This window comes from Bradyrhizobium sp. SZCCHNGR1005 (genome assembly GCF_032489995.1).
Taxonomy (GTDB): Bacteria; Pseudomonadota; Alphaproteobacteria; order Rhizobiales; family Xanthobacteraceae; genus Bradyrhizobium.
The window spans coordinates 181089-208005 of record NZ_JAUEZC010000007.1 but is presented as its reverse complement, the minus strand read 5'-3'; the positions used below and the strand labels follow the sequence as shown (position 1 = coordinate 208005).

22 protein-coding genes are annotated in these 26917 nt (G+C 65.2%); 7 read left to right on the top strand and 15 right to left on the bottom strand.

Annotated features, from left to right (window positions below):
- Positions 1 to 7 precede the first annotated feature (7 nt).
- Entirely contained in the window at positions 8 to 874 is an 867-nt protein-coding gene (locus QXZ85_RS26620) for an ABC transporter permease (protein ID WP_315728851.1), read from the bottom strand.
- 26 nt (positions 875 to 900) lie between these two features.
- Complete coding sequence (locus QXZ85_RS26615; protein WP_316175153.1) at positions 901 to 1680, bottom strand: ABC transporter ATP-binding protein; 780 nt, start codon at positions 1678 to 1680, stop codon at positions 901 to 903.
- A 110-nt stretch (positions 1681 to 1790) separates the two neighbouring features.
- On the opposite strand from QXZ85_RS26615, the gene QXZ85_RS26610 reads away from it, so the two are divergent.
- Positions 1791 to 2456, top strand: a complete 666-nt coding sequence (locus tag QXZ85_RS26610) for a response regulator transcription factor (RefSeq protein ID WP_315728853.1) — start codon at positions 1791 to 1793, stop codon at positions 2454 to 2456.
- On the top strand, positions 2431 to 3819 hold the full coding sequence (locus QXZ85_RS26605) for a sensor histidine kinase (RefSeq protein ID WP_315730282.1): 1389 nt from the start codon (positions 2431 to 2433) through the stop codon (positions 3817 to 3819). The genes QXZ85_RS26610 and QXZ85_RS26605 overlap by 26 nt, the downstream gene beginning before the upstream one ends.
- A 433-nt stretch (positions 3820 to 4252) precedes the next feature.
- Here QXZ85_RS26605 and QXZ85_RS26600 read toward each other — a convergent pair whose 3' ends face one another.
- Entirely contained in the window at positions 4253 to 6589 is a 2337-nt protein-coding gene (locus QXZ85_RS26600; protein WP_315728855.1) for a xanthine dehydrogenase family protein molybdopterin-binding subunit, read from the bottom strand.
- A 255-nt stretch (positions 6590 to 6844) separates the two neighbouring features.
- Positions 6845 to 7720, bottom strand: a complete 876-nt coding sequence (locus QXZ85_RS26595) for a dihydrodipicolinate synthase family protein (RefSeq protein ID WP_315730283.1) — start codon at positions 7718 to 7720, stop codon at positions 6845 to 6847.
- Positions 7721 to 8371: 651 nt separating this feature from the next.
- On the opposite strand from QXZ85_RS26595, the gene QXZ85_RS26590 reads away from it, so the two are divergent.
- From QXZ85_RS26590 to QXZ85_RS26575, 4 genes are all read left to right on the top strand, one after another.
- Positions 8372 to 9343, top strand: coding sequence for a DnaJ domain-containing protein (locus QXZ85_RS26590; RefSeq protein ID WP_315701378.1), 972 nt, complete (start codon positions 8372 to 8374; stop codon positions 9341 to 9343).
- A gap of 106 nt (positions 9344 to 9449) precedes the next feature.
- The gene (locus QXZ85_RS26585; RefSeq protein ID WP_315701379.1) at positions 9450 to 10598 is read left to right on the top strand and encodes a diguanylate cyclase domain-containing protein; all 1149 of its coding nucleotides are present in this window, start codon (positions 9450 to 9452) and stop codon (positions 10596 to 10598) included.
- 154 nt (positions 10599 to 10752) lie between these two features.
- Positions 10753 to 11976, top strand: a complete 1224-nt coding sequence (locus tag QXZ85_RS26580; protein WP_316175151.1) for an ABC transporter substrate-binding protein — start codon at positions 10753 to 10755, stop codon at positions 11974 to 11976.
- 134 nt (positions 11977 to 12110) lie between these two features.
- Positions 12111 to 12998 carry a LysR family transcriptional regulator gene (locus QXZ85_RS26575; RefSeq protein ID WP_315744880.1) on the top strand — a complete coding sequence of 296 codons (888 nt, stop codon included), beginning with the start codon at positions 12111 to 12113 and terminating at the stop codon, positions 12996 to 12998.
- On the opposite strand, the gene QXZ85_RS26570 is transcribed toward QXZ85_RS26575, so the two are convergent.
- From QXZ85_RS26570 to QXZ85_RS26520, 11 genes are all read right to left on the bottom strand, one after another.
- Positions 12995 to 13924, bottom strand: coding sequence for an alpha/beta hydrolase (locus tag QXZ85_RS26570; RefSeq protein ID WP_315730287.1), 930 nt, complete (start codon positions 13922 to 13924; stop codon positions 12995 to 12997). The genes QXZ85_RS26575 and QXZ85_RS26570 overlap by 4 nt on opposite strands.
- Positions 13912 to 14517: a 3-isopropylmalate dehydratase small subunit gene (gene leuD / locus QXZ85_RS26565; RefSeq protein WP_315730289.1), complete on the bottom strand. Its 606-nt coding sequence runs from the start codon at positions 14515 to 14517 to the stop codon at positions 13912 to 13914. The genes QXZ85_RS26570 and leuD overlap by 13 nt, the downstream gene beginning before the upstream one ends.
- Position 14518: 1 nt before the next feature.
- Complete coding sequence (gene leuC, locus QXZ85_RS26560; protein WP_315767158.1) at positions 14519 to 15943, bottom strand: 3-isopropylmalate dehydratase large subunit; 1425 nt, start codon at positions 15941 to 15943, stop codon at positions 14519 to 14521.
- Between the two features lie 111 nt (positions 15944 to 16054).
- On the bottom strand, positions 16055 to 16984 hold the full coding sequence (locus QXZ85_RS26555; protein WP_315730291.1) for a GTP-binding protein: 930 nt from the start codon (positions 16982 to 16984) through the stop codon (positions 16055 to 16057).
- On the bottom strand, positions 16981 to 18474 hold the full coding sequence (locus QXZ85_RS26550; protein ID WP_316175150.1) for an amidohydrolase family protein: 1494 nt from the start codon (positions 18472 to 18474) through the stop codon (positions 16981 to 16983). The genes QXZ85_RS26555 and QXZ85_RS26550 overlap by 4 nt, the downstream gene beginning before the upstream one ends.
- A 138-nt stretch (positions 18475 to 18612) precedes the next feature.
- Entirely contained in the window at positions 18613 to 19344 is a 732-nt protein-coding gene (locus QXZ85_RS26545) for a class I SAM-dependent methyltransferase (protein ID WP_315701383.1), read from the bottom strand.
- Between the two features lie 75 nt (positions 19345 to 19419).
- Entirely contained in the window at positions 19420 to 20970 is a 1551-nt protein-coding gene (locus QXZ85_RS26540) for a GMC family oxidoreductase (protein WP_315701384.1), read from the bottom strand.
- 194 nt (positions 20971 to 21164) lie between these two features.
- Complete coding sequence (locus QXZ85_RS26535; protein WP_316175148.1) at positions 21165 to 22823, bottom strand: tannase/feruloyl esterase family alpha/beta hydrolase; 1659 nt, start codon at positions 22821 to 22823, stop codon at positions 21165 to 21167.
- Positions 22824 to 22871: 48 nt separating this feature from the next.
- Positions 22872 to 23189, bottom strand: a complete 318-nt coding sequence (locus QXZ85_RS26530; protein WP_315701386.1) for a hypothetical protein — start codon at positions 23187 to 23189, stop codon at positions 22872 to 22874.
- A gap of 2 nt (positions 23190 to 23191) precedes the next feature.
- Positions 23192 to 24526, bottom strand: a complete 1335-nt coding sequence (locus tag QXZ85_RS26525) for an acyclic terpene utilization AtuA family protein (protein ID WP_315730293.1) — start codon at positions 24524 to 24526, stop codon at positions 23192 to 23194.
- 14 nt (positions 24527 to 24540) lie between these two features.
- The gene (locus QXZ85_RS26520) at positions 24541 to 25842 is read right to left on the bottom strand and encodes a citrate:proton symporter (RefSeq protein ID WP_315744896.1); all 1302 of its coding nucleotides are present in this window, start codon (positions 25840 to 25842) and stop codon (positions 24541 to 24543) included.
- A 117-nt stretch (positions 25843 to 25959) separates the two neighbouring features.
- On the opposite strand from QXZ85_RS26520, the gene QXZ85_RS26515 reads away from it, so the two are divergent.
- Positions 25960 to 26916: a LysR family transcriptional regulator gene (locus QXZ85_RS26515; protein WP_315701389.1), complete on the top strand. Its 957-nt coding sequence runs from the start codon at positions 25960 to 25962 to the stop codon at positions 26914 to 26916.
- Position 26917: the final 1 nt, after the last annotated feature.

Sequence of the window (26917 nt, the reverse complement as noted above, 5' to 3'; positions counted from 1 at the left end):
GCCGGAATTAATGCTGCATGCCCCAGCGCCGCACCGTCTTGCGCTCGATGGTGGCGAAGACGAGATTCTCGACGACGAGGCCGATGAAGATCACCGTGAACAGTCCGGCGAACACGTTCGCCGTCTCGAGCTGATTGCGGTTCTCGAAAATGAACCAGCCGAGACCGCCCGAGCCTGAGGAGACACCGAACACCAGCTCCGCTGCGATCAAGGTGCGCCACGCGAAGGCCCAGCCGACCTTGAGCCCGGTCAGGATGGCGGGAAACGCGGCCGGGATCAGGATGAAGCGCACGAGCTTCAGCCCGCGCAGACCATAGTTCATGCCGACCATCCGCAGCGTGTTCGAGACCGAGCGGAAGCCCGAATGGGTGTTGAGCGCGATCGCCCACAACACTGAATGCACGAGCACGAAGACGACGCTGCCCTTGCCGAGCCCGAACCAGATCAGCGCCAGCGGCAGCAGTGCGATCGCCGGCAAGGGATTGAACATCGAGGTCAGCGCTTCCAACAGATCGGCGCCAAGGCGCGACCCGATTGCGATCGTCGTCAGTGCCGCGGCGAGGGCGATGCCGATGCCGTAGCCGATCAACAGCGTCTCCATCGACACCAGCGTGCGCGCCGGAATCACGCCATTGCGGATGTTGTCGAAGAAGGCGGCGAGCGTGTCGGTGAAGGTCGGAAACAGCAGCGGATTGCCGAGCCAGGTTCCATAGGCCTGCCAGATGCCCGCCAGCACCAGCAGAATGAAGGCCTTGCGCACCGCGCCCAGGCGATAGATCCGCTCGAACCAGGACAGGCCCGCTTCGACTTGGACGTCGCCGAGCGGGGTTTCCGGATTGACGATTTCGGCACGGAGAGCCAGCGTTTCGGTCATGGACGTGTCCTCTTGGCGATGGCCGATCAGTGGTGACCGAACAGCATGTCGTTGATGCGCCCTTCGAGCGCGACCTGCTGCGGCGAGCCCATCATGTCCGATGGAATGCTGTTGAGTTCGGCCCGGACACGGCCCGGATGCGGCGACAGCAACAGGATGCGCGACCCGATCTTGATCGCCTCCTCGATCGAATGCGTCACGAACAGCACCGTGAAGCGGGTGTCGTCCCACAGTTGCAGCAATTCGTCCTGCATCTTGCGGCGGGTCAACGCATCCAGCGCGGCGAACGGCTCATCCATCAGGAGAATGTCCGGCTCCATCGCCATGCCGCGCGCGATCGCAACGCGCTGCTTCATGCCGCCGGACAGCGTGTGCGGATAGCTGTCGATGAACTTCGACAGCCCGACCTTGTCGATATAGGCCCGCGCCCGCTCGCGCGCCTCCGCCGGGGCGACGCGTCCGCTCGCGGTGAGCGCGAAGACGACGTTCTCGCCGACCGTCTTCCAGGGCAGCAATTGGTCGAACTCCTGGAATACCATCATCCGATCCGGCCCGGGCTCGGTGACGTCGCGACCCTTGAGCTGAATGCGGCCCTCGGTCGGACGCAAATAGCCGCCGATCGCCTTCAACAGCGTGGATTTGCCGCAGCCGGACGGCCCGAGCAGAACAAAGCGGTCGGAATTGTAGACGTTGAAATCGACGCGGTAGGTCGCGGTGACGAGCGTATCGGGCGTCTTATATTGCAGCGTCACGCGCTCGACGGTGAGCAGGGGCGCAAATTGGGTCTGCGGCTGATGCACTGTCATCGATCCTCCCCATGTTGCAGTGCGAAATTTTACGTGGCGCACTTCGGCAACCTTGGCGGAGATGATAGACGGGCGAACTGACCCCAAACTGACTCGGAGCTGAGACGCCGTTGCGCATCCTATTGGTCGAGGACACGCCAGAGATCGGCTGCGCCGTCGTGAACCGCTTCGAGCGCATCGGCTATGCGGTCGATTGGGAGAAGGACGGCCGCACCGCCAGCGAGCTGGTCGAGGTGCAATCCTACGATCTGATCGTGCTCGACGTGATGCTGCCGAACATGGACGGCTTCGCCATCCTGAAACATCTGCGCCGCAAGGGATTGCGGACGCCGGTGCTGGTGCTCACCGCCCGCTCCGCCGTCGACGACCGCATCAGCGCGCTCGATCTCGGCGCCGACGATTATCTGGTCAAGCCGTTCGATTATCGCGAGCTGGAAGCGCGCGCCCGCGCCCTGCTGCGGCGTGCCTGCGGGCTGTCGGACAACACCTTGACGATCGGACCGCTGACGATCGATCGCGCCGGCCGGACGGCAAGCGTATCGGGCCAGCCGCTCGATCTCACGCGCCGCGAGCTGACCGTGCTGGAGATCCTGGCCGCGCGGCCGGGCCGCTATGTCGGCAAGGAGGAACTGGTCGAACAGCTGTTCAGCTTCGAACAGGACCCGAGCCCCAATGCGGTCGAGCAGTTCGTGGCGCGGCTGCGCCGCAAGCTCGCGGGCACGTCAGTCGAAATCCGAACCGAGCGCGGCCTTGGCTATCAGCTCTCAGCTTCGTAAGCTCAGCGGCTCGCTCCGCGCGCGGCTGCTCGTTGCGATCGGCGCGATCCTCGCGGTCGGCGCCCTCGTTCTCAGCTTCGCGGCATGGCAATATGCTGCCACCGCGGCGCGCGATGCCTATGACAAGCTTCTGGTCGGCGGCGCGGTGCAAATCGCCGAGAATGTCTACCTGCAGGGCGGCGTGGTGACGCTGGACCCGCCCGCTGCCGCGTTTTCCACGCTTTCGGCCTACGATCTTGTCTTCTACCGCGTCACCGATCCGCGTGGCGTGGTGGTTGCCGGCTATGACGACCTCGCAGCGAACATACCGCCGGCCGCGTTGCGCAAAGGCGTGCGCTTGAGCGATGGCACCTTCCGCGGCCAGAAGGTGCGCATCGCCGCGGTGGCCCGCAAGATCGACGGGGCGCCGGGCGATGGCTGGGCCGAGATCGTCCTGGCGCAGACCCTTGCCGCGCGCGAGGCGCTGACCTGGGACCTGGCTTCCAAAGCAATCGGCATCATCGCCGCGATGAGCGTGCTCGCACTCACCGCCACCGCGCTCTGCCTGCGGCTGGTGTTCTCGCCGCTGACGCGGATCGAGGCCGAGATCGCGCGGCGAAAGCCGGATGACCTGAGCCCGATCGCGGTCACGCCGCCATCGGAGGTGCGGGCGCTGGTCGGCGCCATCGACGGCTTCATGCAGCGGCTCGACGAGCGCATCAAGATCATGCAGCGCTTCATCGCCGACGCCACGCATCAATTGCGGACGCCGCTCGCCGCCATCGATGCACAAGCCGAGCTTCTCGCGGCCGATGGCGAGGAGCCCAAGGCGCTGGAGGCTTTGCGGGAACGGATCGCCGATCTCGGACGGCTGACCAACCAGCTCTTGGACCACGCGATGGTGCTGCACCGGGCGCAGGCGCCGCGGCTTGCTCCGACTGATATCAATGCCTTGGCCAAATCGGTGCTATCGCAAGCAGTGCCGCTGACACTCGACCGTGAAGTTTCGATCGGCTTCGTGCCGTGCGACGCTGACGCCGTGATCGAGGCCGACGCGATCAGCCTGCGCGAAGCACTGGCCAATCTGATCCACAATGCGCTCGTTCATGGCGCGCGAAGCAGCTTGACGGTGATCGTCGAGCCGAGCGGCGCTGGTCTTGCGATCTGCATCCGGGATGATGGTCCGGGCATTCCGCCCGAGGCGCAGGCGCGCCTTGTGGTACCTTTTCAAAAGGGTGAGACCTCACGCGGCTCCGGGCTTGGACTGGCGATCGCCAGCGAAGTCGCGCAAGCGCATGGCGGAAGCTTGCGCTTCAGCGGAGGCGATGGCGATTTCAGTGTGCTGATGGAGCTACCCGCAGGGGATACAGGTAGGCCTTCTTAGCCAGTTGATCGGAAGCGCGGCACGAGATCAAAATTCGTCCTCCCCGCGTGCGCACTCTCCCGGAAAGCGGTTCGAGCTCTCACCGCAACAACCGTGCGCTCCCCTCCCCCTTGCGGGGAGGGGAGCGGGGGTGGGGGTCCACGCGCGCTTAACTTAGTTGAGTTCGCTTTCAGTATTTCCAGGAAAGGCGGAATAGGACATCGGGCCGCTTCCCGCCACGCGCAGGTCAGAGCATGCGCTCGGTTGCAGTTGCTAGAACCACAATGATCGCTGATGTCTCTGGGACTCGAACTCTCAAATTTAGAGAAGGACTCGTGGACCCCCACCCCCAACCCCTCCCCGCAAGGGGGAGGGGAGCGCACCGTCGCTGTGATGAGAGGCCGGCTCCAACTACGGAGATTGGAAGATCACTGGAGTCTCCGTAATGGCGGCGTCAAACCGCGGCCTGCACCTTCGCGGCCTTGGCATCGCGGATCGCCTGCCAGACCTTCTGCGGCGTCAGCGGTGTCTGCAGATTGGTGATGCCGAGCTCGAACAGCGCGTCCATCACGCCGTTGGTGACGCAGGGCGGACCGCCGATCGCACCCGACTCGCCGCAGCCCTTGGAGCCCAGCGGATTGGTCTTGCACGGCGCGGAATCGTCGAGCGTGACCGCGATCGGCGGCACGTCGTCCGCGCGCGGGATGCAATAGTCCTGATAGGTCGCGGTCAGAAGCTGGCCGTCGGCATCATAAGCGACGCCCTCGTAGAGCGCCTGTCCGATGCCCTGTGCCACGCCACCGTGGATCTGGCCTGCGACCAGCATCGGATTGACGGCGACGCCAACGTCATCGACCGTGGTGTAGCGCACCACGCGGGTGACGCCGGTCTCCGGATCGATCTCGACCTCGCAGATATGGGTGCCGTTGGGCCAGCTCGGCCCATCGACCTCGCCTTCGCTGTCGACCGAGAGCTTGGCGCCCTGCTCCTTCTGCGCGAGCTCGAACAGGCTGATGCGGCGGTCGGTGCCGACCACGCTGAGGACGCCGTCGCGATATTCGATGTCCTCGACCGAGGTTTCCAGCAGGTTTGAGGCCTTCTCGCGCGCCTTCGTGATCAGGTCGTTGGAGGAAACCGCGACCGCCGTGCCACCGACGAACAGCGAGCGCGAGCCGACGCTGCCGAAGCCGGTGGCGAGATCGGTGTCGCCCTGCACGACATCGATCTTGTCCAGCGGAATGCCGAGCGTGTCCGAGATCATCTGGGTGTAAGTGGTCTGCAGACCCTGCCCCATCGCCATGGTGCCGGAATGCAGGATGACGCGGCCCTCGGCGGTCGCGTGCAGCGAGACCTTCTCGGTGTGGGCGCGGCCGCCGGTCCACTCGATATAGCTGGTGAGGCCGCGGCCATAGAGCATGCCGCGTTTCTTCGCCTCGCGCTTGCGGGCATTGAAACCATCCCAGTCGGCGAGCTTGGAGGCGCGCTCCAGCATGTGGGCGAAGGCGCCGGAATCGTACACCTGCCCGACAGCGTTGGTGTAGGGCAGCTGCGCCGGCTTGATGTAGTTGGCCTTGCGGATTGCGCGCGGATCGATGCCAATCTGGCGCGCTGCGGCATCGAACAGCCGCTCGACGATGAACACCGCCTCGGGTCGGCCCGCGCCGCGATAAGCACCCACAGGCGCGGTGTGCGTCATCACCGTCTTGACCTCGAAATGCACCAGCGGCAGATCGTAGACGCCGGTCTGCACGAAGGGTCCGAGCACCAGCGGAATGATGTTGCCGGCACCTGAGGAGTAGGCGCCCGTCGCGCCGATCGAGCGCACGCGATAGGCCAGCACCTTGCCCTTGGCGTCCAGCGCGAATTCGGCGGTCGAGGTGAGATCGCGGCCATGGGTGCCGCCGACGAATTCATCGGTGCGCTCGGCGCGCCAGCGAATCCTGCGGTTCAGCTTGGTCGCGGCATAGGCCACGATGCCGTCTTCCGGATAGAGATTGGTCTTCTGCCCGAAGCCGCCGCCGATGTCGCCAACCAGCACGCGCACATTCTCCTTCGGCCGTTTCAAGATATCGGCCAGCACGTCGCGGGTCGAGCCCGGCGTCTGCGACTGCACGTGCAGGATGAGACGGCCGGTCTTCTTCTCGATCTCGGCGATGGTCGAGCGCGGCTCCATCGCGGACGGAATCAACCGCTGGCTGGCGATCTCGAGCGAGACCTTGTGCGCGGCGCCGGCAAAGGCCTCCTCGACCTTGGCGGCATCCCCATAGCTCATCGCGGCCACGATGTTGTCGGGCGCCTCGGCCCACACCACCGGCGCGCCGGGCTTGATGGCACCGACCGGGTCGACCACCGCCGGCATCACCTTGTAGTCGATGCTGATGGCTTCGGCTGCCTCTTGTGCGATCGTGCGCGAGGTGGCGACCACGGCCGCGACCGGCTCGCCGGTGAAGCGCACCAGATCGTGCGCGAGCAGCCGCCGCGGCGGCACCGTCATCGGCTTGCCGTCGGGCCGCTTGAAAATGGCGAGCGTCGGGATCGTGCCGATGTTGTCCGCGATCAGATCCTCGCCGGTGAACACGGCTTCGACGCCGGGCATTTGACGCGCCGCTGTCGCGTCGATGGAGGCAATCTTCGCATGGGCATGCGGCGAGCGCAGCACGTAGAGCCAGAGCGCGCCCTCCTCCGACCTGTCGTCGATGAACTGCCCCTTCCCGGTGAGCAGCCTCTGATCCTCCAGCCGCTTGACGGGCTGTCCTGCGCCGAACCGCATATTGCCGGGAAGAATGTTCATTCGTCGTCCTTCACATTACGTCGAAATATGGCAGGCGTTTTAGCCGATCTGCCGACCGAAACAACAGTCGCCGTCATTCCGGGACGTCGCGAAGCGATGGGCCCGGAATCCATAACCACGAACAGAAGTTTGACGGCCGATCGTTGCCCGCGTGCTTCGGCACACCGGCCAGGGAGTATGGATTCCGGGCTCAGCCCTTCGGGCTGCCTCGGAATGACGATGTGGAGAGAGTGCGAGCGAAGCCGAAGCCAAACCTCACCCCAGTCCCTGCAGCACCTCTTCCACCACCTTGCGCTGCTCGGCCGTGAGCGCGGCCTGGGGCGGGACGGGATCGCCCACGTCATAGCCCTGGATCGCAAGTCCCGCCTTGATGCAGGCGGCGAGATTGAACCTCGCGAACGCCTCGTTCACGCGCCACAGCCGCTTCTGCAACTTGAGCGCATCGTCCCAGCATGCAGCCTGACAGAGATTGTAGAGTTCGACACTCTGCCGTGGAATGATGCAGGCGGGTCCGGCCATCCAACCGTGACCGCCGATCAGCATCACGGCCGCCGGGATGTGCGAAGAGGCGGCGAATACTTTGATCGCGTCACCGCAGCGGTTGATGATCGACAGCAATCGGCCGGTGTTGGTTGAGGCGTCCTTGATGTAGCCGATGCGCGGATGCTCGGCGAGGCGCGCGATCACGTCGAGCGAGAGATCGGAGCGCTGGAATTGCGGGTTGGTGTAGATGACGACGGGAATGTCGACCGCATCCGCGATCGCACGGAAATAGGCTTCCACACCAGCATCGGTGAGCGGGAAATAGGCCTCCAGCACGGCGAGGATGCCATCGGCACCGCGCTTCTGATACGCCTTGGCCTGCGCCACGGCATCCGCGGTTGCCGTCGAAGCGACGCCGGCCACCACCGGCACGCGGCCGTCAGCCGCCTCGATCGTGGCCTCCACCACGGTCATGCGCTGGGCCGCATTGAGGTAGGCGAATTCGCCGGTCGAGCCGAGCGGCGTCAGCCCGTGCACGCCGGCATGAATCAAATCATCGCAGAGCCGCCCGAGCACCCCGGCGCGAATACTGCCGTCCGAATCGATGGGCGAGACAAGATAAGGAAACACACCGTGGAAATCGGACATGCAGGCAGCTCTCGACATGGCTCGAGAACTGCTAACTCATCTGACGCCACGAAGAAAGCGCGTCGCGCCAGGTCGCGGCGCAGCGGCGCGAGCGACGCAGCTTGCCCGCGGCGGCAGCCGCCGGTTTCGCAGCGACCGGCCTCTTCGGCTGGAGCGTGCCGGATCGCTTCTTTCATCGACTTGAAACGCAACACCCTTTGATTGCGTTACACGCAACAACTCAACTCACCGGCTCCGGCCAGGGAAGAAACCAAGGCGGCGATGAGCGTGGCCGTCTCGCAACAGGCGCGCAGGAAAGAAAACCTTAACCTTAATCGTTAGAACCTGCTTCAAACTTTCCATTCACCATGTGTGGCGAGGGGCGCCTCTCACGCGAGAGACGTCGCCTCGCGACCTGATTGCAAGCGGACTGTCCTTCAGGATGTTCGCTCGGCGATCGGCATGGGTGCGCGGACAAGGGAACCATAAGGGTCCGGAACGTTAACGACGATGCGACGACGAAATGGTCCCAACTCCGCGTAATTCAGTCATTTTTCCGCCGTACTGGATGAGCATCATCCAGCGTGTGAAAGAGTTAGTACGAGTGCTCCAGCGTAAATTCGCGGCGGGAATTTCGATCGGAGACGAGGGAGCCCTGCAGCGAGAGCGACGATGACGACGCTTTACGATTTGCTCGGTGCTCTTCCAAACGACGATGCCGAAGAGATCCGAGCCGCATTCCGCAAGGCCGTCAAGGGCGTCCATCCCGACGTCAATCCTGGCGATCCCGAAGCGGCGCTGAAGTTCCGGCAGATCGTCCGTGCCCACGACATCCTGAGCGATCGCGAACAGCGCGCCGCCTACGATCATCTGTTGACGCTTGCGCACGAAGAGCAGGAGCAGGATTCTAAGCTCGCCGTCGCCGCCAAGGTGCATCGGGTGGCATCGGGCGTGATGGCGCTGACCGTCGCGTCGGCGGCTGCGGTCGGCGGCTACCTGCTGTTCATGCATATGTCGGCGGCTGCAGTCGCACCGCTCAGGCCGACCCTCGTTGCGGTCGACAGGATCAAGGGCGGATCTCTGCCGGCCAAGCTGGCCGACAGCGCAGCGGCCGGGTCGGAGGCCGCCGCTGCGTCCGCCGAATTGGCTTCGGCCTCCTCCGCGACGACGATGGTCAGCGCTTCGCCCGAGCAGCTGCCGTTACCGGTCGAAAAGATCGATGACGTCTATGCTTCCGACGAGGATCGCACGTCCTGCACGCAGCCGCATGCGGGTTCCTGCAATGCAGACGTCACGGCGGCGCTGCCGGCGTCGGCGCCAATCAACGACGCCAAATTCTACCGAGAACGTGGCATGGCCGCGTATCGGAAGGGCGATCTGGCGGCTGCGATCGCCGACCTGAACCAGGCCATTCAGATCGACCCGCGGCTGAAGGAAGCCTATATCGACCGTGGCATCGTGTTTTATCGGTTGCACAAATTCGATCGCGCCTTCGCCGATGCGGCTGCCGCAAAACGGATCGAGAAGGCCGACCGCGCGGTCATGGATGCCATGGCGAAGAAGCAGCCTTTGCGGCCGCTCAAGCTCGACCCGCCGCGGATGACGCGGGTCTCGCAGCGGCATACGGCAGGCGTCGCGGATTGAGCCTGGTTTCGGCTCCACAGAACTGTCATTGACTAAAGTTTAAGGTAGTAAGAAGCCTTCCCGGCGCGGCACCTCCGCGGCCACGTCTTGTTAGGAAAGCTGCCCCATGGTGCCCACCATGGGACCAGGGCTGTTTTCAAGATTTTTACATCCGAATCCGGCGATCCGCCGCGAGCTCGTCGATCTGCTTTACACTTCGCTGCCGCAGGTCACGGCCATCAATGCCGCCTCGATCACCGGCTCGGTCGCACTGGCGGCCGCGCATCGTGACCCCGGCTACATCGCGATTACCTGTGCGATCGTGATCAATGCGATCGGCCGGATGGTGAGCCTCCTGCGCTACAAGCGGCGGGCTGCGCGACTCTCGGACAAGGATGTCATTCACTGGGAGCGCATCTATGCCGCGGGCGCGGCTTCGTTCGGCCTTGCACTCGGCGCCTTGTCATTTCGTGCCTTTCAGCTCGACGACCAGCCCGGCGCCTGGCTCGCCTTCGGGCTGTCGATGTCCTATTGCGTCGGCATGGTATCGCGGGCGGCGATCCGCCCCTGGGTGGTACTGAGCACCACCGCGGTGCTGCTGGCGCCGACGCTGATCGCCGGGTTGATACGCCCCGAAATATCCTACCGGCTCGGCGCCGGCATGCTGGTGTTGTTCTGGTTCACCATCCGCGAGGCCTCGCGCCATCTAAGCAAGGCCTTCATCGAGCGGCTGGAGGCCAAGCATGCGCTCGCGCGGCAAGCCAACCACGACTTCCTGACCGGACTGCCCAACCGCGCCGCGTTTCTCAACGCATTGGAAACCATTGCCGGCAGCGTTTCGATCGTCGCCATCGATCTCGACGGCTTCAAGCCGGTGAACGACCGCCACGGCCACCACGCCGGCGATGATCTGTTGCGCCAGGTCGCGACACGGCTGTCGGACTGCATCGGAAGCAGCGGCATGGCTGCGCGCTTTGGCGGTGACGAATTCATGCTGCTGAAGCCGGTCGCCGAGGGAGCCAATGGACGCGAGGAAGCCCTGGCCCTGACGCGCGACGCAATTCGCGCGCTGTCGATGCCGTTCCTGTTGTCCGACATTCCCGTGGTGATCGGGGCCAGCGCCGGGCTGCTCGTCAGCGACGAACCGCTCTCGGAGAGCGAGGTGGCCGACATTCTGCAGCGGGTCGACGCCGCGCTCTATGCCGCCAAGCGCGCCGGCGGCGGCAATTGGGCCTGGGCCGAGCAACACGAAGCCGAACTGCGCCAGACCGCCTGATCGAGCGAGCGCGTTCGCATCGCACGTCTTGCGTCTGCCATCCACGTCCTGGCCTCGCCGTCGCAGGGCGGCCATGCTTCGCATGACCTTGCCAGCGGTGTGCCGATCCTTCAGGTCAGGCTGACGATAACTAATAAAAATTCCGGGAGGCGAAATGCAGAGAGTTGCGCGTTCAGCGCTGAAGGCGTTGTTCACATTCAGCTTGGCGACATTGCTGGCCAATGCGGCGGCGCATGCGGAAGACGGCGTCCTGCGCGTCGGCATCATTACCGACATGAGCGGCCAATATTCCGACGGCAACGGCATGGGCTCGGTGATATCGGCGCAGATGGCGGCCGAGGAGATCGGCGGCACCGTCGCCGGCCGCAAGATCGAGATCATTTCGGCCGATCATCAGAACAAGCCAGACGTCGCTGTCGGCATCGTCCGCAACTGGATCGACAACAAGGGTGTGGACGTGGTCGCCGAAGGCGTCAACTCGGCGGTCGCGCTCGCGATCCAGAACCTGACGCGCGAACGCAAGAAGATCTTCCTGATCTCCGGCGCGGGCTCCTCCGACCTCACCGGCAAGCAATGTTCGCCGACCTCGGTGCAATGGACCTACGACACCTATGCCTCCTCGAATGCGACCGCAAAGGCGGTCGTTGCACGCGGCGGCACGCCCTGGTTCTTCCTGACCGCCGATTACGCGTTCGGCCAGGCGCTGGAGCGCGATGCCAGCAAGGCCGTGATCGCGGCCGGAGGCAAAGTGCTCGGCGCGGTCAGGCACCCGTTCGACACCGCCGACTTCTCGTCCTTCCTGCTGCAGGCGCAATCGTCCGGCGCCAAGGTGCTGGCGCTCGCCAATGCCGGCTCCGACTTCCGCAACGCGGTGGCGCAGTCGGACGAATTCAACGTCCGTCAGGGCATGCAGGTCGTCGCGCTGCAGGTGACGCTCACCGACGTGCCGGCGCTGGGACTTGCGCATGCGCACGACCTGCTGTTCACCGATTCGTTCTACTGGGACCGGACGCCGGAGACGCGGGTTTTCGCCCAGGAATTCTTCAAGCGCCATGGCGCGATGCCGACCGCCTATCAGGCCGGCGTCAATTCGGCGCTGCGCCACTACTTCAAAGCGGTTGCCGCGACCAATTCGGTCGAATCGGACACCGTGATGGCTCAGATGCGCAAGACGCCGGTCAACGACTTCTTCGCACAGAACGGCGTGGTGCGCGAGGACGGCCGCATGGTGCACGACATGTACTTGATGCGGATCAAGAAGCCGGAAGAGTCCAAGAGCAAATGGGATCTCTACGAGTATCAAACCACCGTGCCCGGCGACCAGGCGTTCCGCCCGATGGCCGAGGGCGGTTGTCCCTATCTCACAAAAGCGCAGTAACCTCGCGTCTTCCGACCTCATGACTCCCGGCTGCCGGTCTCTTAGACTTGCAGTCGGGATTCTGGTGGGATGCTGAACGCCGTCGCCGATCGGCGCGCCGGCCCGGTGTCGCACTTCATGAGGGTGCATCGGATATGGACACGGTCTGGCTCGAGGACTTTCTGACCGTCATCAGCGAGGGTGGCTTCTCACGTGCCGCCGAACGCCGGTCCATCAGCCAGCCGGCGTTCAGCCGCCGCATCAAGTGCCTGGAGGAATGGGTCGGCGCCCCCTTGTTCGATCGCACCACCCATGCGGTCGAACTCACGTCCGCCGGCGAGCGCTTGCGGCCTTTCGCCGAAGAGGTGCTGCGGCAGCTTGAAACCGGCCGGCGGGACGCCCAGAGCGCCGCCACGGCCGCAACCGAGACGCTGCTGTTCGCCTCCACCCATGCGCTGTCGCTGACCTTCTTTCCGCCCTGGCTGCGCCTGCTGGAGCGCGAACAGCCGCTGATGACCGCGATCCAGCTGACCGCCGACAGCATGGCGGCCTGCGAGCGGCTGATGATTGAGGGCCATGCGCAGTTCCTGCTCTGCCATCACCATCCGGCCGCATCGACCCGGCTGACCAGCGACCGTTTCCGCTCGATCGCGCTCGGCGAGGACGTGCTGGTGCCGGTCGCAGCACCTGCGCTCGCCGCGCCCGATCTGTTGGAGCAAGGCCCCTATCTCGCTTATTCGGCCGAGTCGGGCATGGGACGAATCCTGGCTGCGACCTGGAGCGAGGCCGGACGGCGGCCGCCGCCGGAGCCGGTATTCTCGTCCCATCTGGCGACCGTGCTGGCGATGATGGCGCGCGACGGGCGCGGCCTGGTCTGGTCGCCGCTCAGCCTGGTCGCCGACCAGCTCGCCGCCGGCCAACTGGTCCAGATCGGCGCGCCCGCCGACCAGGTCCGCATCGCCATCCATCTGTTCCGGCCAAAGGCGCGGCAGACCCAGGCCGCGGAGCAGTTCTGGAGCCGCATCAGCGCGCGGATGATTTAGCCCGAGAAGAACGCGAGCAGCTCGGCGATGACGGCCTCGGGTAGCTCTTCCTGAAGCGTGTGGCCGCAATCCAGCGCATGGCCGCGCACGTCGACCGCCTTCTCGCGCCAGGTCTGCAGCACATCGTAGAGCGCGCCGACCGTGCCGCGACCGCCCCACAGCGCCAGCAGCGGCGCCAGTATGCGCTTCTCCTTGTCCGCCTCGTCATGGACGAGGTCGATGCCGGCAGCGGCACGGTAATCCTCGCAGATGGCGTGACGGGTCATCGGATCGAGATAGCAGCGCAGATATTCGGCCAACGCGTCCGGCTCGGTGGCACCGGCGATCTTGTTCTGCCCATCGATATGCCGCCGCAGGAAGAACTCCGGATCGGCCGCGATCAGCTTCTCCGGCAGCGGAAAAGGCTGGATCAGGAAGAACCACCAGAAATAGCGCGTCGCAAACGCCTTGTCAGTGCGTGCATACACCGTCGCGGTCGGGGCGATGTCGAACAGTGCCAGCCGCGCCACGGCATCCGGATGATCGAGCGCCATCCGGTGCGCGACGCGGCCGCCGCGGTCGTGACCCACCACGAAGAAGCGATCATGCCCGAGCGCACGCATCAGTTCGACCTGGTCGCGCGCCATCGCGCGCTTCGAATAGTTGACGTGGTCCTCGCCGCCCTCCGGCTTGCTGCTGTCGCCATAGCCGCGCAGGTCGGCTGCGACCACAGTGTATCGCTCTGCCAGCGCAGGCGCGATCTTGCGCCAGGTGGCATGGGTCTGCGGATGACCATGCAGCAGCAGCAGCGGCGGCCCCTCCCCGGCGATCGCGAATCGGATCCGGACTTCGCTGTCGGTCTGGAAATCATGCAGCGCAAATCCGCGCAGGAAATCCGACGTGCCGACGGACGCAAATCGCGACGATAGAAGGCTCAGCTCAGCCATGGCGTCTCTCGCAAATAGCGCTGCTCGAAAGCTGCGATCTCATCGCGCGCCAATAGAGTCTGGCCGATGGCGTCGAGGCCAGTCAACAGCGCATGCCGGCGCATCGGATCGATCGCGAAGCCGATCTCCAGCGCAGAGCCCGAAATGACTTGCCGATCCAGATCGACATCGAGCTCGCAGCGCTCCGCAGCTGCGGCCGCGCGGCTCACTTCCGCATGCGTCTGATCATCCAAAGTGATCGCAAGCAGGCCGTTGCGCGCACAATTGTCGAAGAAGATCCCGGCGAAGCTGGTGCCGATCAGCGCCCGGATGCCGTATTGCATCAGGCCCCAGACGGCGTGCTCGCGGCTGGAGCCGCAGCCGAAATTGGGCCCGACCACCAGAAAGGCGGCGTTGCGCCAGCTGGGCTGGTTGAGCACGAAATCCGGGCGCTCACGGCCATGGCCGTCGAAGCGCAGATCGTGAAACAGGCCGCGGTCGAGCCCGCTGCGATCGACGCCTTTCAGGAACTGCTTCGGCATGATCACGTCGGTGTCGATGTTGGCGGCCGGCATCGCCGCTGCCGCCCCACGAACGCGAATGAAGGCTTGCATGCTACTCCTCCTCCGCGAACATGCGGCTGTCGGCGAGGCGGCCGGCCACGGCGGAGGCCGCGACCATTGCCGGGCTCATCAGATGCGTGCGCCCGCCGAGCCCCTGCCGTCCCTCGAAATTGCGGTTGGTGCTGGAGGCGCAGCGTTCACCGCTGCCAAGGATGTCGTCATTCATGGCTAGGCACATCGAGCAGCCGGATTGCCGCCATTCGAAACCGGCCGCGAGAAAGATGCGATCGAGACCTTCCTGCTCGGCCTGCCGCCGCACCGAGCTCGAGCCGGGCACCACCATCGCCTTGACGCCATCGGCCACCTTGCGCCCTCTCAGGACTCGCGCGGCGTCGCGCAGGTCCTCGATTCTGGCATTGGTGCAGGAGCCGATGAAGGCGCGCTGAATCGCAATCGTCTCCACCGGCTGGCCGGCCGCGAGCCCCATATAGGCCAGCGCCCGCTCCAGATCGCGGCGGCGGCCAGAATCGGGCTCACTGGCGGGGTCCGGGACCCGCGCCGTGATCTTCACCGCCTGATCCGGACTGGTGCCCCAGGTGACCATGGGCGCAATCTCGGCTGCGACAAGTCTGACCTCCGTATCGAAGATGGCATCCGCATCGCTGTGCAGATCTCGCCAGGCGGTCAACGCGGCCTGCCAGTTTTCGCCCGCCGGTGCGCGGGGGCGTCCTTCGAGATAAGAGAACACCTTGTCCTCAGGCGCGATCAAAGCGCCCCGCGCGCCGCATTCGACGGCCATGTTGCACAGGGTCATGCGTGCCTCGACGCTGAGGCCTTCGATGGTCGAGCCCTGGAATTCGATCGCGTAGCCGGTGGCGCCGGACGCGCCGATCCGCTCGATCAAGGCCATCACGACGTCCTTGGAGCGGACGCCGGGTGCCAGCGGGCCGTCCACGCACACCCGCATCGTCTTCAGCCGCTTGTAGATCAGCGTCTGCGTCGCGAGATAGTGCTCGATGTCGGAGGTGCCGATGCCGAAGCCGAGCGCGCCGAACGCGCCATAGGTCGTGGTGTGACTGTCGCCGGCGGCAATGACCATTCCCGGCAGCACCAGACCGATCTCCGGCATCACGACGTGCTCGATGCCCTGCAGGGGATGCAGCATGTCGAACAGCTCGATGCCGAAATCCCGGCAATTCCTGACGAAATAATCGATCTGCGCGGCTGCCGCCTTGTCGGCCATGTCGGTCGTTCGTGACGCTGAGGTCGGATTGACATGGTCGATCGTGCCCAAGGCCGCCTGCGGGCGCCACACCGGCCGCCCGGCCTCGCGCAATCCGGTGAAGGCCTGCGGCGAGGTATATTCGTTGAGCACAGTGCGATCGACGTAAAGCAGCACCCGCTCGCCATCCGCGTTCAGCCGGCGGACAGTGTGGCTGTCGACCAGCTTGTCGTACAATGTGCGCGCTTGAGCCAAGGACCACGTCTCCGTCGTCAGTCGTTCTGGACGAGCTATAGCGGCGCGGCGGCTGGCAGGGTCATGCAATGTTTCGATGAATTGATCCGCAAATCCTGTAGGCGCCCGCGCTCAGGGCACGATGATGGTCTGCAACGTCTCCTCGATGTCGCGAGCGCTGATCTCGCCTTCTCGTCCGATCAGCACCAGTTGCGCGGTGAGGCCGTCGGGCGGCGGCAGTGGCGCCGGCGCAAACGTCGCGCGCGTGCCGACGCATTGAAACAGCAACGGCTCTCGTGGCTGCTCGGTGAAGACGAGAATGCCCTTCATCCGCAGCGTGCGCGCGGCGAGCGGACCGATCACCTGCTGAAACCGCGCCAATGACAGCGGCGCCCGCGAGGTCCAGTTCACCGCCGCGAACGGCTCGGACGCCGATGGCACCGCACTTGCTACTGCGCGCGGCTCGCCGGAGCGACGGCTGAACAGCAGGTCGGGCGGGGCGGCGCCGTCGATCACGTCGAAGATCGCGGCCTTCGGCTTGGTGCGGCCGATCACGTCCGCGACATCGGCGCGCTCCCCGGTCTGCAGCAGATCCGCCTTGGTCAGCAGCACGAAATCCGCGGCACGCAGCTGCGAGCGCCACAGCGCATCCTGCGCCAGCTCAGGCTGGTCCAGAACGCGGCGCGCATCGACCAGCGTCACCACGGTCTCCAGCGGCGCCACCTTGAAGATCACCGGGTCCATCAGGTTGCGGATGATCTCGGCCGGATCGGAAATGCCGGATGTCTCGATCACGATCACATCGGGGGCCGGGTCGCGCTTGATGACGGATGACAGCGTGCGCAACAGGTCGCCCTGCAACGAGCAGCAGATGCAGCCGTTCTTCAGGCTGACCACGCCATCGGATATCTGGCCGAGCAGTTGCGCGTCGATGTCGATGGCGCCGAAATCATTGACGATGGCTGCAATCCGGCGCCCGCCGGGATTGGCCAGCAGATGATTGAGCAGCGTGGTCTTGCCCGCGCCGAGATAACCGGCAACCAGGAGGACCGGGACGATCATTGCGTCTCGGCGCGACGCACCGGGCGACCGGGCCGCGCGTCGCGTCTGAGCGCACCGTCGGCGATCACCGCCTGGCCGTTGACCAGCAGGTGCTTCACGCCCTCGGACGGCCGGTTCATGTTGAGGAAGTCGGCGCGGTCCCTCAGGGTCTCCAGATCGAACACGACGATGTCGGCATCGCAGCCGGCCTGCAGCCGGCCCTTCTTGCACATCGACGGCGTGCTCGCCTCCAGGATCTGCGCCGGAATCAGCGTGCATTTGGCGATGCCGTCGAGCAGCGACGCGGTCTGGCGTTCGATCACCCAGCCGCGCAGGTACTTGGTGAAGGTCGCCGACGAGCGCGGATGCGAGACCGCATCATCCGGCAGCGGCCAGGCGTCTCCGGTGTAGAGCGTGCCGTTCGACAGGATCCACGGCATCGCGTCGGAGGCGATCGCGCCGCCGGGATACATCACCGAAACATCCAGCAGATCGCGATGACGCTGGTTGACGGCGACATCGAGGAAATGGATCAGCACGAGAGCGCCGGGCTCGCTCTGCTGCCGCGCCAGCAGTTCCTCGCGGTTCGCCAGCCTGTGGCGCTCGGCGACCATCTCGATCGCATCGTAGCCGGTGCCCATGCGTTGACAGAAGGCGGGATCGGCGAAGAAGTCGGCGCCGACCACGGTCGAGCCGGTGCCGTAGGGATAGGCCTCCACGGTCACCTTCAGGCCCTGGGCTTGCGCTGTCTGCACCAGTTCGGCGCAGCGCTCGACATCCTGCAGGCTGGTGCTGTTGAAGTGACAAATATGCATGTGCGCGCCGGTCGCGCCAGCCAGGCCGATCAGCCTGACATAGGCATCGACCGAGCTGCGCGGATCGACATTCGACATGTAGGCGATGTGCGTGTAGGTCGGCACGCCATGCCGCGCGGCGAGGCTGCATAGCTCCGACAACTCCTTGACGCCGGTGCCCGGCGCATAGGCGTTGGGAAAGGCGATCCCGATCCCGCCCTGCTCCAGCCCGACCTGCACACGCTCGACGATCTCGGCAACCTCCGCTGATGTTGCGACCTCCTCCACCCAGCGTTTGTCGCGCATGGCCTCGCCCATGCCCGCCACGCTCGACGCGGCCTGCTGCGTGGTCATGGTCGCGATGCGCGCGAACACCCAGCCGGCCGAGGCGCCGTAATTCAGCACGCGGCCGAGCGCGGCCTGCTCGTCATACCAGCGCGCGACCGGCAGCACGCCGACCTCGAGTTCGAGCGTGGTGGTGACGCCGTCGAAAGCCTGCATCCGGTCGGCCGGCAGCGATTGGCCATGGGCGTGCAGATCGATGAAGCCAGGGCTGACGACGAGGCCCTCGGCATTGATGGTCCGCGCCGCCGATCCGGCGATGTCGCCGACGGCCGCGATCACGCCGTCCTTGATCGCGACATCGGCTGTCGCATCGAAGTTGGTTTCGGGATCGAGGACGCGTCCTCCGCGAATGATCAGGTCGTATTGGTCCATTGCAATCTGCAGCCAGTTCCAGAAACCGGGAATACCGGAGATCAAAAACGATCGGGATACGTCGTGATGAAAAACGTCGCATGCCCAAGCAATCGGCTCAACACCATTAAGGTGGCAACTGCTCTGCAATTTCGCGTCCTAAGTGCTGCGTGCAGCAATGAGGACCATCATGGGACGCTCGACTTCGTCCCTGAGCGCCGGCTGTTTCGCGATCTGCTCGGCCGTGGGTGCCCACTCGTCGACGTGATCGATTCGGAAGCCGGCACCAATCAAGCTGTTCAACGTCGTGCTCAGCTTGCGATGCTGCTTCACCACCCCCTTGGCGAGCCAGTCGGTCACGCGCCTGCCCTCGATGGCGTAGCTGTCGACCGGCCAGACCTTGCGGCCGTCGTCGGCGACCTGCCAGCGTGCCTGCGTCGGCGCCATGTAGATCGGATGTTCGATCGAAAACACGAATTGGGCGCCCGGCAGCAGCGCGCGCTGCACGGCGCCAAACAGCCGACCGAGGTCCTTGATGTAGTGGAAGGCGAGCGAACTGTAGGCGAGATCGAAGCCGGCCTCGGGCAGTTCCAGCGCTTCCATGTCCGCCTGTATGTAGCGGATCGCCTGATCGTCGGTTTCCGCCCGCGCCCGCGCCAGCATGTTCTCCGAGAGATCGATGCCGAGGACCTCGACCGCTCCCTGGTCTCGCGCCCAGCGCGCGAACCAGCCAAAGCCGCAACCGAGATCGACGATGCGCTTGCCTTTGAGCTCGGGCAGCATGGCTCGGAGCGCCGGCCATTCCGGCGCGCCGTCGAGGCCATGGACCGAACGGTTCAAGCGCTGATAGCCGGCAAAGAACTCCGGCGTGTCGTAGATATTCTGCGCCACCGCTGACCTCCCTCGCGCGCTCGACTCGACCAACTGCAAACGACAACTCTACCGCCGATCGGTTCTGTATGCGTCTCAACTCTGCCGCAGCATCATCCGCGCAATCGCCTCGCCGATCACCACCGTGGTGAAATGGGTGTTGGCGCGGCAGTCCGACGGCATGATCGAGGCGTCGACGACGCGCAGGCCCGCGATCCCCTTGACCGTGCCGTCTGGATTGACCACGCCGCTGGCGTCCTTGAAGCCGCTCATGCGGCAGCTGCCGGCCGCGTGCTGGATGTCGCCGGTGATCCGACGCAGCAGCGCGTCGAGTTCGGCATCCGGCAGCGCGGCGGCCTGCGGCAAGCTGAGATCCGTATCGGCGAGGCGGATCCAGTCGGCGATATCGCAAAGCGCCGGCTGCGACGTCAGCACGGAAAGCCGTTTCACCGCATCCCTCATCCGCGCGATGTCGCGCGGATCGGACAGCATGTTCTCCTCGACGACAGGGTCGATCTCCGGATCGACCGAGGCGAGCTTCACGGTACCACGAGAAAACGCGTTGAACAGGCCCGCACCGATCGCACCGGCAATGCCGACGCCGCGATGATTGAAGGCGATCAGGATCATGTCGCGCTTGCCGCCGTCGGCCAGCTCCGACGAATAGGTAACGCAGCAATTGGTATGACGGGTGTCGCGGTCGGTCGGGCGAATGGCTTCGCGCAACTGAATGGTGGTGCGGAACAGCGGATGGTCGAAGAAATTCCGGCCCACCGGCAGGTCACGTTCAACCGCGATCCCCATCGCCTGCAGATCGTCGGCAGGACCGATGCCGGAGCGCAGCAGGATCGCCGGGCTGTGGATCGCGCCTGCGCACAGCACGATGTCGCGGGCAAAAATCTCGCTGAAGCCCTGGCCTTCGATCTGGACCCGCACGCCGGTGGCGCGGCCATCCCTGATGACAAGGCGATCGACCAGCGTGCGCCCGCGGATTTCCAGGTTCGCGCGACCGCGCGCCGGCTCCAGATAGCCTTCGTTGGTCGAGATGCGCCGGCCGTTGCGGCTGTTGATCGGGTAACATGCAACGCCCTCGCCATCCGGCCCGTTGACGTCGGCACACCAGGGATAACCGCTGGCGAGCGCCGCATCGCGCAGGCCGCGATCGATCGGGCCCCAATGGTCCAGCGGCGCGCGATAGACCGGCAGCGGGCCGCCGCGGCTGTGCCCTTCGCGATCACCAAATGCGAGATCGTCCTCGATCACGGAGAACAGCGGCATCACCTCGCGGGCCGACCATCCGGTGCAGCCATTCTCAGCCCATTCGTCGAACGCAGCGGCCACGCCGCGAATGGCGATCTGGCCGTTCATCATCGAGCTGCCGCCCAGTCCCTTGCCGCGCCAGTAGAAGCGCGCATCCTGACCCGCCACCCGACGCGTCAGCAGATGTGGCCACTGCCATTTCTCCTGGAATTCGCGGTTGTGGATGATCGGGATCGGGTTCGGTGTCGTGATCTCCCAGGGCGCCTGATCGGCGCGCCAATCCGCGCCGGCCTCGAGCAGCAGCACCCGCTTCTCGGGGCTCTCGGACAGCCTGGCGGCAACCGCGGCGCCGGCAGAACCGCCGCCGACGACAATGATATCATGCATAAGCTTATTTCTCGACTTCCGGAGGTAAGCGGCCGGCATCACCTTGCGCTGTCCGGCGCGATCCGTGAAGTGCCGCCCAGCTCAAACCTCCAGCAGCGATACGCAGAGCTGGGCCGAGCTTTCCGTGACCAGACTTCGGCGCGATCGCCGGAACGGCCGGCAGTGCGCCGACCTGATGGTCCGCACGGGCGCGCCTATCGCAAATAAGCCGCGGCCGGTAGCGGCGTCGGATAGCGGTGCCCGTCAGCGCAGGCGTAGTTCGCGGCATCGGCCGGATCACCTTCCCCCCTGTAGCGCGCCATCTTCGGGTAAGGGCAAAGCGGGCGGCTCATCTCGATGCCGTCGGATGGTCTATCATTGCGGAACTTGGTGGCACCGATCGTCTCGGGCGCCTCGCCGTTTTCGACCCAGGCCTCGAGCGCCACCTGCGTGTCCAGCACGTTCGGCCCCGGGCCGCCCTCGCAATGATAGAGTCCCGGCGCAAGGAACAGCCGGTAGAAATCCGCGCCGGCGTCAGCGCGCTTGTCGGCGCTCACCATCGCCTCCACCCGTTCGTAATAGTCGATCGAGTCCCGCGGCGGCACCACGGGATCGGCGAGGCCGTGATAGTGAATGAGCTTGCCGCCCGCCGCCTTGAAGGCGGAGAGGTCCGGACTCATGGCGTTGATCTCAGATGCGAGCCGATCGTCGACGGCCTTCATGGCCGAACCGAAATCGAACCTGTGCCAGTCCCAATTCGTGTCCGGAAACGCCCACACCTTCCAGAAGTTGAGCCGCGCCGGTCGCTCGGGATGGATCGGATCGGCCCAATACAGGCTCCAGCCGGGAAGCGCCGCGAGCACGCGAGCGGAATTCTCGCTGCCCTTCGGCCAGCCGTAATAGACCTGCGCACCATTGCGGGAATCGCGCGCGCCGTCATACATCGCATTCAGCGCGTTGGCCTGCTCCTGCGTCAGGCAATCGTCAGCATCATCCTGCTTGCAGAGCATCTGCTCGGCGCGGAAGTCACAAGCTTCCGGATCGGTCAGGAAATTGTCCGCCGGCAGACCACCGTCCTTGCCGCGACAGGTTTTCACGACAGCATCGGTGATCGCCGCGAGCTTCAGCGGCGGAATGATCAGGCTGAGATCTGGCCGATGATTTTTGACGAACTGCCAGAGGAAGCCGGCATTCAGATGCGTGCGGTTGTTGCCGGGATCGCCGGCAATGATGCCGTCGAAGTCGGCCGGGTAACGTTGTGCTTCCATCAGCGCCTGATGGCCGCCCGTGGAGCAACCCGCGAAATAGCTGTGCTTCGGCGCTTCGCCGTAGAACTCCGCGACCACCGACTTCGCAACACCGATCGAGACATGCACCGCGCGGTATCCCCAGTCGACGATCGCCTCGGGGCGATCGATCGCAAAGCCCGGGTCATCTCCGGTGTGCCCGGTATCGGTGGCCACCGTCGCATAGCCGCGGCGGAGCAGCGGCCCCATCGCCTTGTAGGCGATCGCCGAACTGTAACCGCCATTGCCGACCATCTCGAGCTTGCCGTTCCAGCCGGCCTGCGGCAGCCAGAGTTCGAATCCGACCCGCGAGCCCGGCACCGGCGAGATGACGCCGCGTACGCGACAGAATGCAGGAAGTTCGGAAATTTCGGCCCCAGTGGGCGGTGCGAACGATCCGGCCGGCCGCGCCTCCGCGCCCGACATCGTCGTGTCCGCGATCTGCAGGATCAGCAGTTGCTCGCACGGCGCGGCAACCCCTGGCGAGGCGGACAGCAACATCACCGCCAGCGCACCGGCGAAGGCCTCGCGTGCGGCATGACCGGACCGGGATGTACAGCCAGGCAGTCGGCTCGCAATCATCATCATCAAGCCTCCTGAATGTTCTTCTGCGTGACGTGGTTGAGTCGAAGCCCGTCACGAGTCGTCAGCGGATGGAATCTCCAGATCGAGCAGGCGCGAGCTCAGCGATTTGCCGTGCGCATCGAGCCGCAGCGAGCGGGTGACGCCACCGCCAAGCGCATCCTTCAGAACGAAGTTGAGCGCAGCGATGCCGGGCATCTCGAATCGAAGCACCTCACCCTGCACGATGTCACCAAAATGCGCCTTCACGCGGGCAGCGGTGACGGTTGCGCACAGAAACGCGTAGTCCTCGGGCCGATAGGCGATCACCGAGATATTGCAGATGTCGCCCTTATCGCCAGTGCGGGAATGAGCAATGTCGCGCAGCTTCATCTCTAGACCTCCAGCAGCGCCAACTGCATCTGCGTCGCACTTTCCGGCATAAGGCAGGAGGCGACCGCGACCACCTCGCGCGCCGATTTCCAGGCGCCGCCGCCGCCGGCCGGTCCATTGGTGTAGAGCGTCTCCACCTCGTTGCCGATCCTGACGGCTTCGGCCAGACTCTCAGTACGTGCGGCCACGCGGATTCGCACCTCGTACGGTTCGCTACCCTGCGAACTCGCCTCGCCGTGCAACGCATTCACCCCGATCAGATCGCAGCGCAGCTCGCTCGTCTGCACGCCTGTCAGCGCCAGCCGCTCGCGCACGATGTCGAGCGCGAGCCGGCCACGCGCGACGGCACCGGGCCCGGCATAGGACAGCTGACCCTCGCCGACATAGCTGTCGACATAGCCGATCGACGTCTTCAGCAGGCCCGACTTGGGCCTGCCACGCCCGCCGCTGACATGGACGCGATCGGGGCCAACCTCTGCCACGCGCACTTGCGAGAAGTCGGCGACCACGTCGGGCTGGAAATATTGCGCGGGATCGTGGATCTCGTAGAGCAGCTGCTCCTTGACGGTCGCCGGCGTCACGCAGCCGCCGGAGCCGGCGACCTTGGTCACGACGAGATCGCCGTCCTCGCGTACCTCGCCGATCGGAAAGCCGAGCCGCGCAAGGCCGGGCACGTCCTTCACGCCGGGATCGGCGAAATAGCCGCCGGTGATCTGGCCCGCACATTCCAGCAGATGGCCGACCACGGTGCCCTGGCCGAGCCGGTCCCAATCGTCCATCGCCCACCCGAACTCATGCACGAGACAGCCGAGAAACAGGGCCGGATCGGCCGCGCGGCCGGTGATCACGACATCGGCGCCGGCGGCCAGCGCGTCGGCGATCGCACGCGCGCCTGTATAGGCGTTCGCCGAGACGAGGCGGTTGCCGAGGCCGGAAATGGTCTCGCCATTGTCGAGCGCGAGATTATTCGCCTTCGCCGCCGCGAGCACGTCGTCGCCGGTCACGGCCGCGATCTTCAGGCCGGCAAGGCCGAGCTTGCGCGCCACGTGTCGCGTCGCCTCCGCGGCGCCGAGCGGATTGGCAGCGCCCATGTTGGTGATGACGCGAATGTTCTTCGCGCGGCAGATCGGCAGCACCGCCTGCATGCGGGCCGTGAGCAGCGGATCGTAACCGCCGGCCGGATCCTTCATCCGCGCCTGCTGCGCCAGCGCAATGGTGCGCTCGGCAAGGCATTCGAACACGAGATAATCGAGCTCGCCGTGCTGGGCGAGCTCGACCGCGGGCTCGATGCGATCGCCGGAATAGCCGGCACCGGCGCCGATCCTGATGCTCCGCATGGCGGTCCTCCGGCTCAAATGGGAAATAATCCGAATAGCACGCAGGCGGTGGTCATGACGACCGAGGCGCCGAACAGGAAGGGTATCGTGAATTTCTGGTGATCCGCCAGATCGATCCCCGACAATCCCACCACCAGGAAGGTCGCAGGCGTCAGCGGTGAGACCGGAAAGCCCGTCGTCATCTGGCCGAGCAAGGCAGCCTGCGCCACCTGGACTTTCTGCACCCCGAGTTGCGCGCCGACTTCGGCGACGACCGGCAGCACGCCGAAATAGAAGGAATCCGGATCGAACAGCAGGCTCAGCGGCATCGACACGACGCCGAGCGCGACCGGAATGAACTTCGCAGCATCCGCCGGCACGAAGCTGACCGCGGTCTGCGCCATCGCCTTCAGCATGCCGGTACCCTGCATGATGCCCGCGAAGACGCCGGCGGCGATCAGGATCGAGGCCATCAGCAGCGCGGCCTTCGCATGCGCATCGATGCGGCGGCGCTGCATGTCCACGTCGGGATAGTTGATCAGCAGCGCCACACACGTGCCGACCATGAAGACGATCGCAGGTGCGAGCTTTTCGCCCAGGATCACCATGCTGCCGAGCACGACGACGGTGAGCACGATGTTGATCCAGAAATTGTTCGGCCGACGCAGCTCTTTCTCGGCGTCGGTGAGGACGCGCTGCGGCGCTTCGACGGTGGTGCCCGCGCCAAGGCCGAGCCGGCGCTCCTCGCGGCGGCCGAGCCACCAGGCGACGGCAAAGATGAAAACGATGCCCACGATCTGCACCGGCACCAGCGGATTGAATATCTCCGGAATCGGCAGCTTGAGGGAGGCCGAGGCGCGGATCATCGGGCCGGTCCAGGGCAGGAAATTCACACCCGCGGCCATCGAGGCCGCACAGGCCAGGATGCGCTTGTCGATGCCGAGCCGCTCGTAGAGCGGCAGCATCGCGGGAATCGTGACCAGGAAGGTCACCGCGCCGGAGCCGTCGAGATGGATCAGCAGCGCAAGCAGCGTGGTGCCCATCACGATCCGGGTCGGGCGGGTGCCGACGGTGCGCAGGATGCGATCGATGATCGGGTCGAGCATGCCGGCGTCGCTGACGATGCCGAAGAACAGGATCGCGAACACGAACATGCCGACGACGGGCGCGAGACTTTGCAGGCCGGAAACGATGAACTTGGAGGTGTCCCAGCCGAAGCCGCCGATCAGCGCCGCCAAGATGGGAATGACGATCAGTGCGATCAGGGGCGACATCCGCTTCGTCATGATGACGAGCAGCAGGATCGCGATGGTGATGAGGCCAAGCAGCGGCAGCATGTTTCCCCCCGGCGCGTCTCTAGTCGCGCAAGCGTTTAGTTCCGTTTTGCCGCTGCTTGCCATCGGGTTGGTGATTAAACAATTGAAATGAATTTATCGCAGCAATAGTCTCTTCTTATGGATGTTGCCCTCGCCCATATCCGCTCCTTCGTCACCGTCGCGCGCCTGAAGAGCTTCACGCGCGCGGCAAAGCTGCTGCACCTGTCGCAACCGGCGCTGACCGTGCAGATCCGCCGGCTCGAGGAAACGCTGAGCGCACGGCTGCTCGACCGCACCAGCCGCTCGGTCGAGCTGACACGCACCGGCGCCGAGGCGCTGCCGGGTTTCGAGAAACTGCTGCAGGACATCGAGACGCTGGTGCACGACCTACGCGGCGGAAGCACCAGGCAACGCGGCACCGTCCGCCTCGCGGCCTTGCCCTCGATCGCCTCGGGGCTGCTGCCCGACGCGATCCAATCGTTCCGCAGCGACAAGCCGAACGTCTATTTCGCGCTGCGCGACGTGGTCGCAAAGCAGGTGCTCGATCTCGTGCGCAACGAAGACGTCGATTTCGGCGTGGCCGGCGACGAGGTCGCGCAGCCCGGCATCGAGGTCATCTTCAGCCTGCAGGACCAGATGCATGTCATCTATCCCTCGCGGCACCGGATCGGGCGCGAGGCGATGGTGACGCCCGAGCATCTGGCGCAATATCCGCTGATCATGATGGCGTCGGACACCAGCGTGCGCGCGGTGGTCGAGCGCGCCTTCCATCAGCGCGGCCTGATCCCGCATCCGGCCTGCGAAGCGACCTATATGATGACGGCGGTCGCGATGGTCCGCGCCGGCCTGGGCCTGGCGATCCTGCCGGGCTCGGCGCGCGAGATCCGCGCCGAACGCGATGTGCGGTCGCGGCCGATCGATGATCCCGCCTTTGCCCGACGCCTCAGCGTCATCAAGCGCGCCGGGCGCACCTTGCCGCCGCTCAGCGAGGCCTTTGCAAAACATTTGATCGGCGAGTTGAAGACGAGCCTGAACCATCGCAAGATCAAGACGCACACTGGTCGCGCAAAGACATCGAAGCCGTCGGGCGAATAAG

Coding starts and splice junctions, on each gene's coding strand:
- QXZ85_RS26620 (WP_315728851.1), bottom strand. CDS start 874: ATGACCGAAACGCTGGCTCTCCGTGCCGAAATCGTCAATCCGGAAACC.
- QXZ85_RS26615 (WP_316175153.1), bottom strand. CDS start 1,680: ATGACAGTGCATCAGCCGCAGACCCAATTTGCGCCCCTGCTCACCGTC.
- QXZ85_RS26600 (WP_315728855.1), bottom strand. CDS start 6,589: ATGAACATTCTTCCCGGCAATATGCGGTTCGGCGCAGGACAGCCCGTC.
- QXZ85_RS26595 (WP_315730283.1), bottom strand. CDS start 7,720: ATGTCCGATTTCCACGGTGTGTTTCCTTATCTTGTCTCGCCCATCGAT.
- QXZ85_RS26590 (WP_315701378.1), top strand. CDS start 8,372: ATGACGACGCTTTACGATTTGCTCGGTGCTCTTCCAAACGACGATGCC.
- QXZ85_RS26585 (WP_315701379.1), top strand. CDS start 9,450: ATGGTGCCCACCATGGGACCAGGGCTGTTTTCAAGATTTTTACATCCG.
- QXZ85_RS26580 (WP_316175151.1), top strand. CDS start 10,753: ATGCAGAGAGTTGCGCGTTCAGCGCTGAAGGCGTTGTTCACATTCAGC.
- QXZ85_RS26575 (WP_315744880.1), top strand. CDS start 12,111: ATGGACACGGTCTGGCTCGAGGACTTTCTGACCGTCATCAGCGAGGGT.
- QXZ85_RS26570 (WP_315730287.1), bottom strand. CDS start 13,924: ATGGCTGAGCTGAGCCTTCTATCGTCGCGATTTGCGTCCGTCGGCACG.
- leuD (WP_315730289.1), bottom strand. CDS start 14,517: ATGCAAGCCTTCATTCGCGTTCGTGGGGCGGCAGCGGCGATGCCGGCC.
- QXZ85_RS26555 (WP_315730291.1), bottom strand. CDS start 16,984: ATGATCGTCCCGGTCCTCCTGGTTGCCGGTTATCTCGGCGCGGGCAAG.
- QXZ85_RS26550 (WP_316175150.1), bottom strand. CDS start 18,474: ATGGACCAATACGACCTGATCATTCGCGGAGGACGCGTCCTCGATCCC.
- QXZ85_RS26540 (WP_315701384.1), bottom strand. CDS start 20,970: ATGCATGATATCATTGTCGTCGGCGGCGGTTCTGCCGGCGCCGCGGTT.
- QXZ85_RS26535 (WP_316175148.1), bottom strand. CDS start 22,823: ATGATGATGATTGCGAGCCGACTGCCTGGCTGTACATCCCGGTCCGGT.
- QXZ85_RS26530 (WP_315701386.1), bottom strand. CDS start 23,189: ATGAAGCTGCGCGACATTGCTCATTCCCGCACTGGCGATAAGGGCGAC.
- QXZ85_RS26525 (WP_315730293.1), bottom strand. CDS start 24,526: ATGCGGAGCATCAGGATCGGCGCCGGTGCCGGCTATTCCGGCGATCGC.
- QXZ85_RS26520 (WP_315744896.1), bottom strand. CDS start 25,842: ATGCTGCCGCTGCTTGGCCTCATCACCATCGCGATCCTGCTGCTCGTC.
- QXZ85_RS26515 (WP_315701389.1), top strand. CDS start 25,960: ATGGATGTTGCCCTCGCCCATATCCGCTCCTTCGTCACCGTCGCGCGC.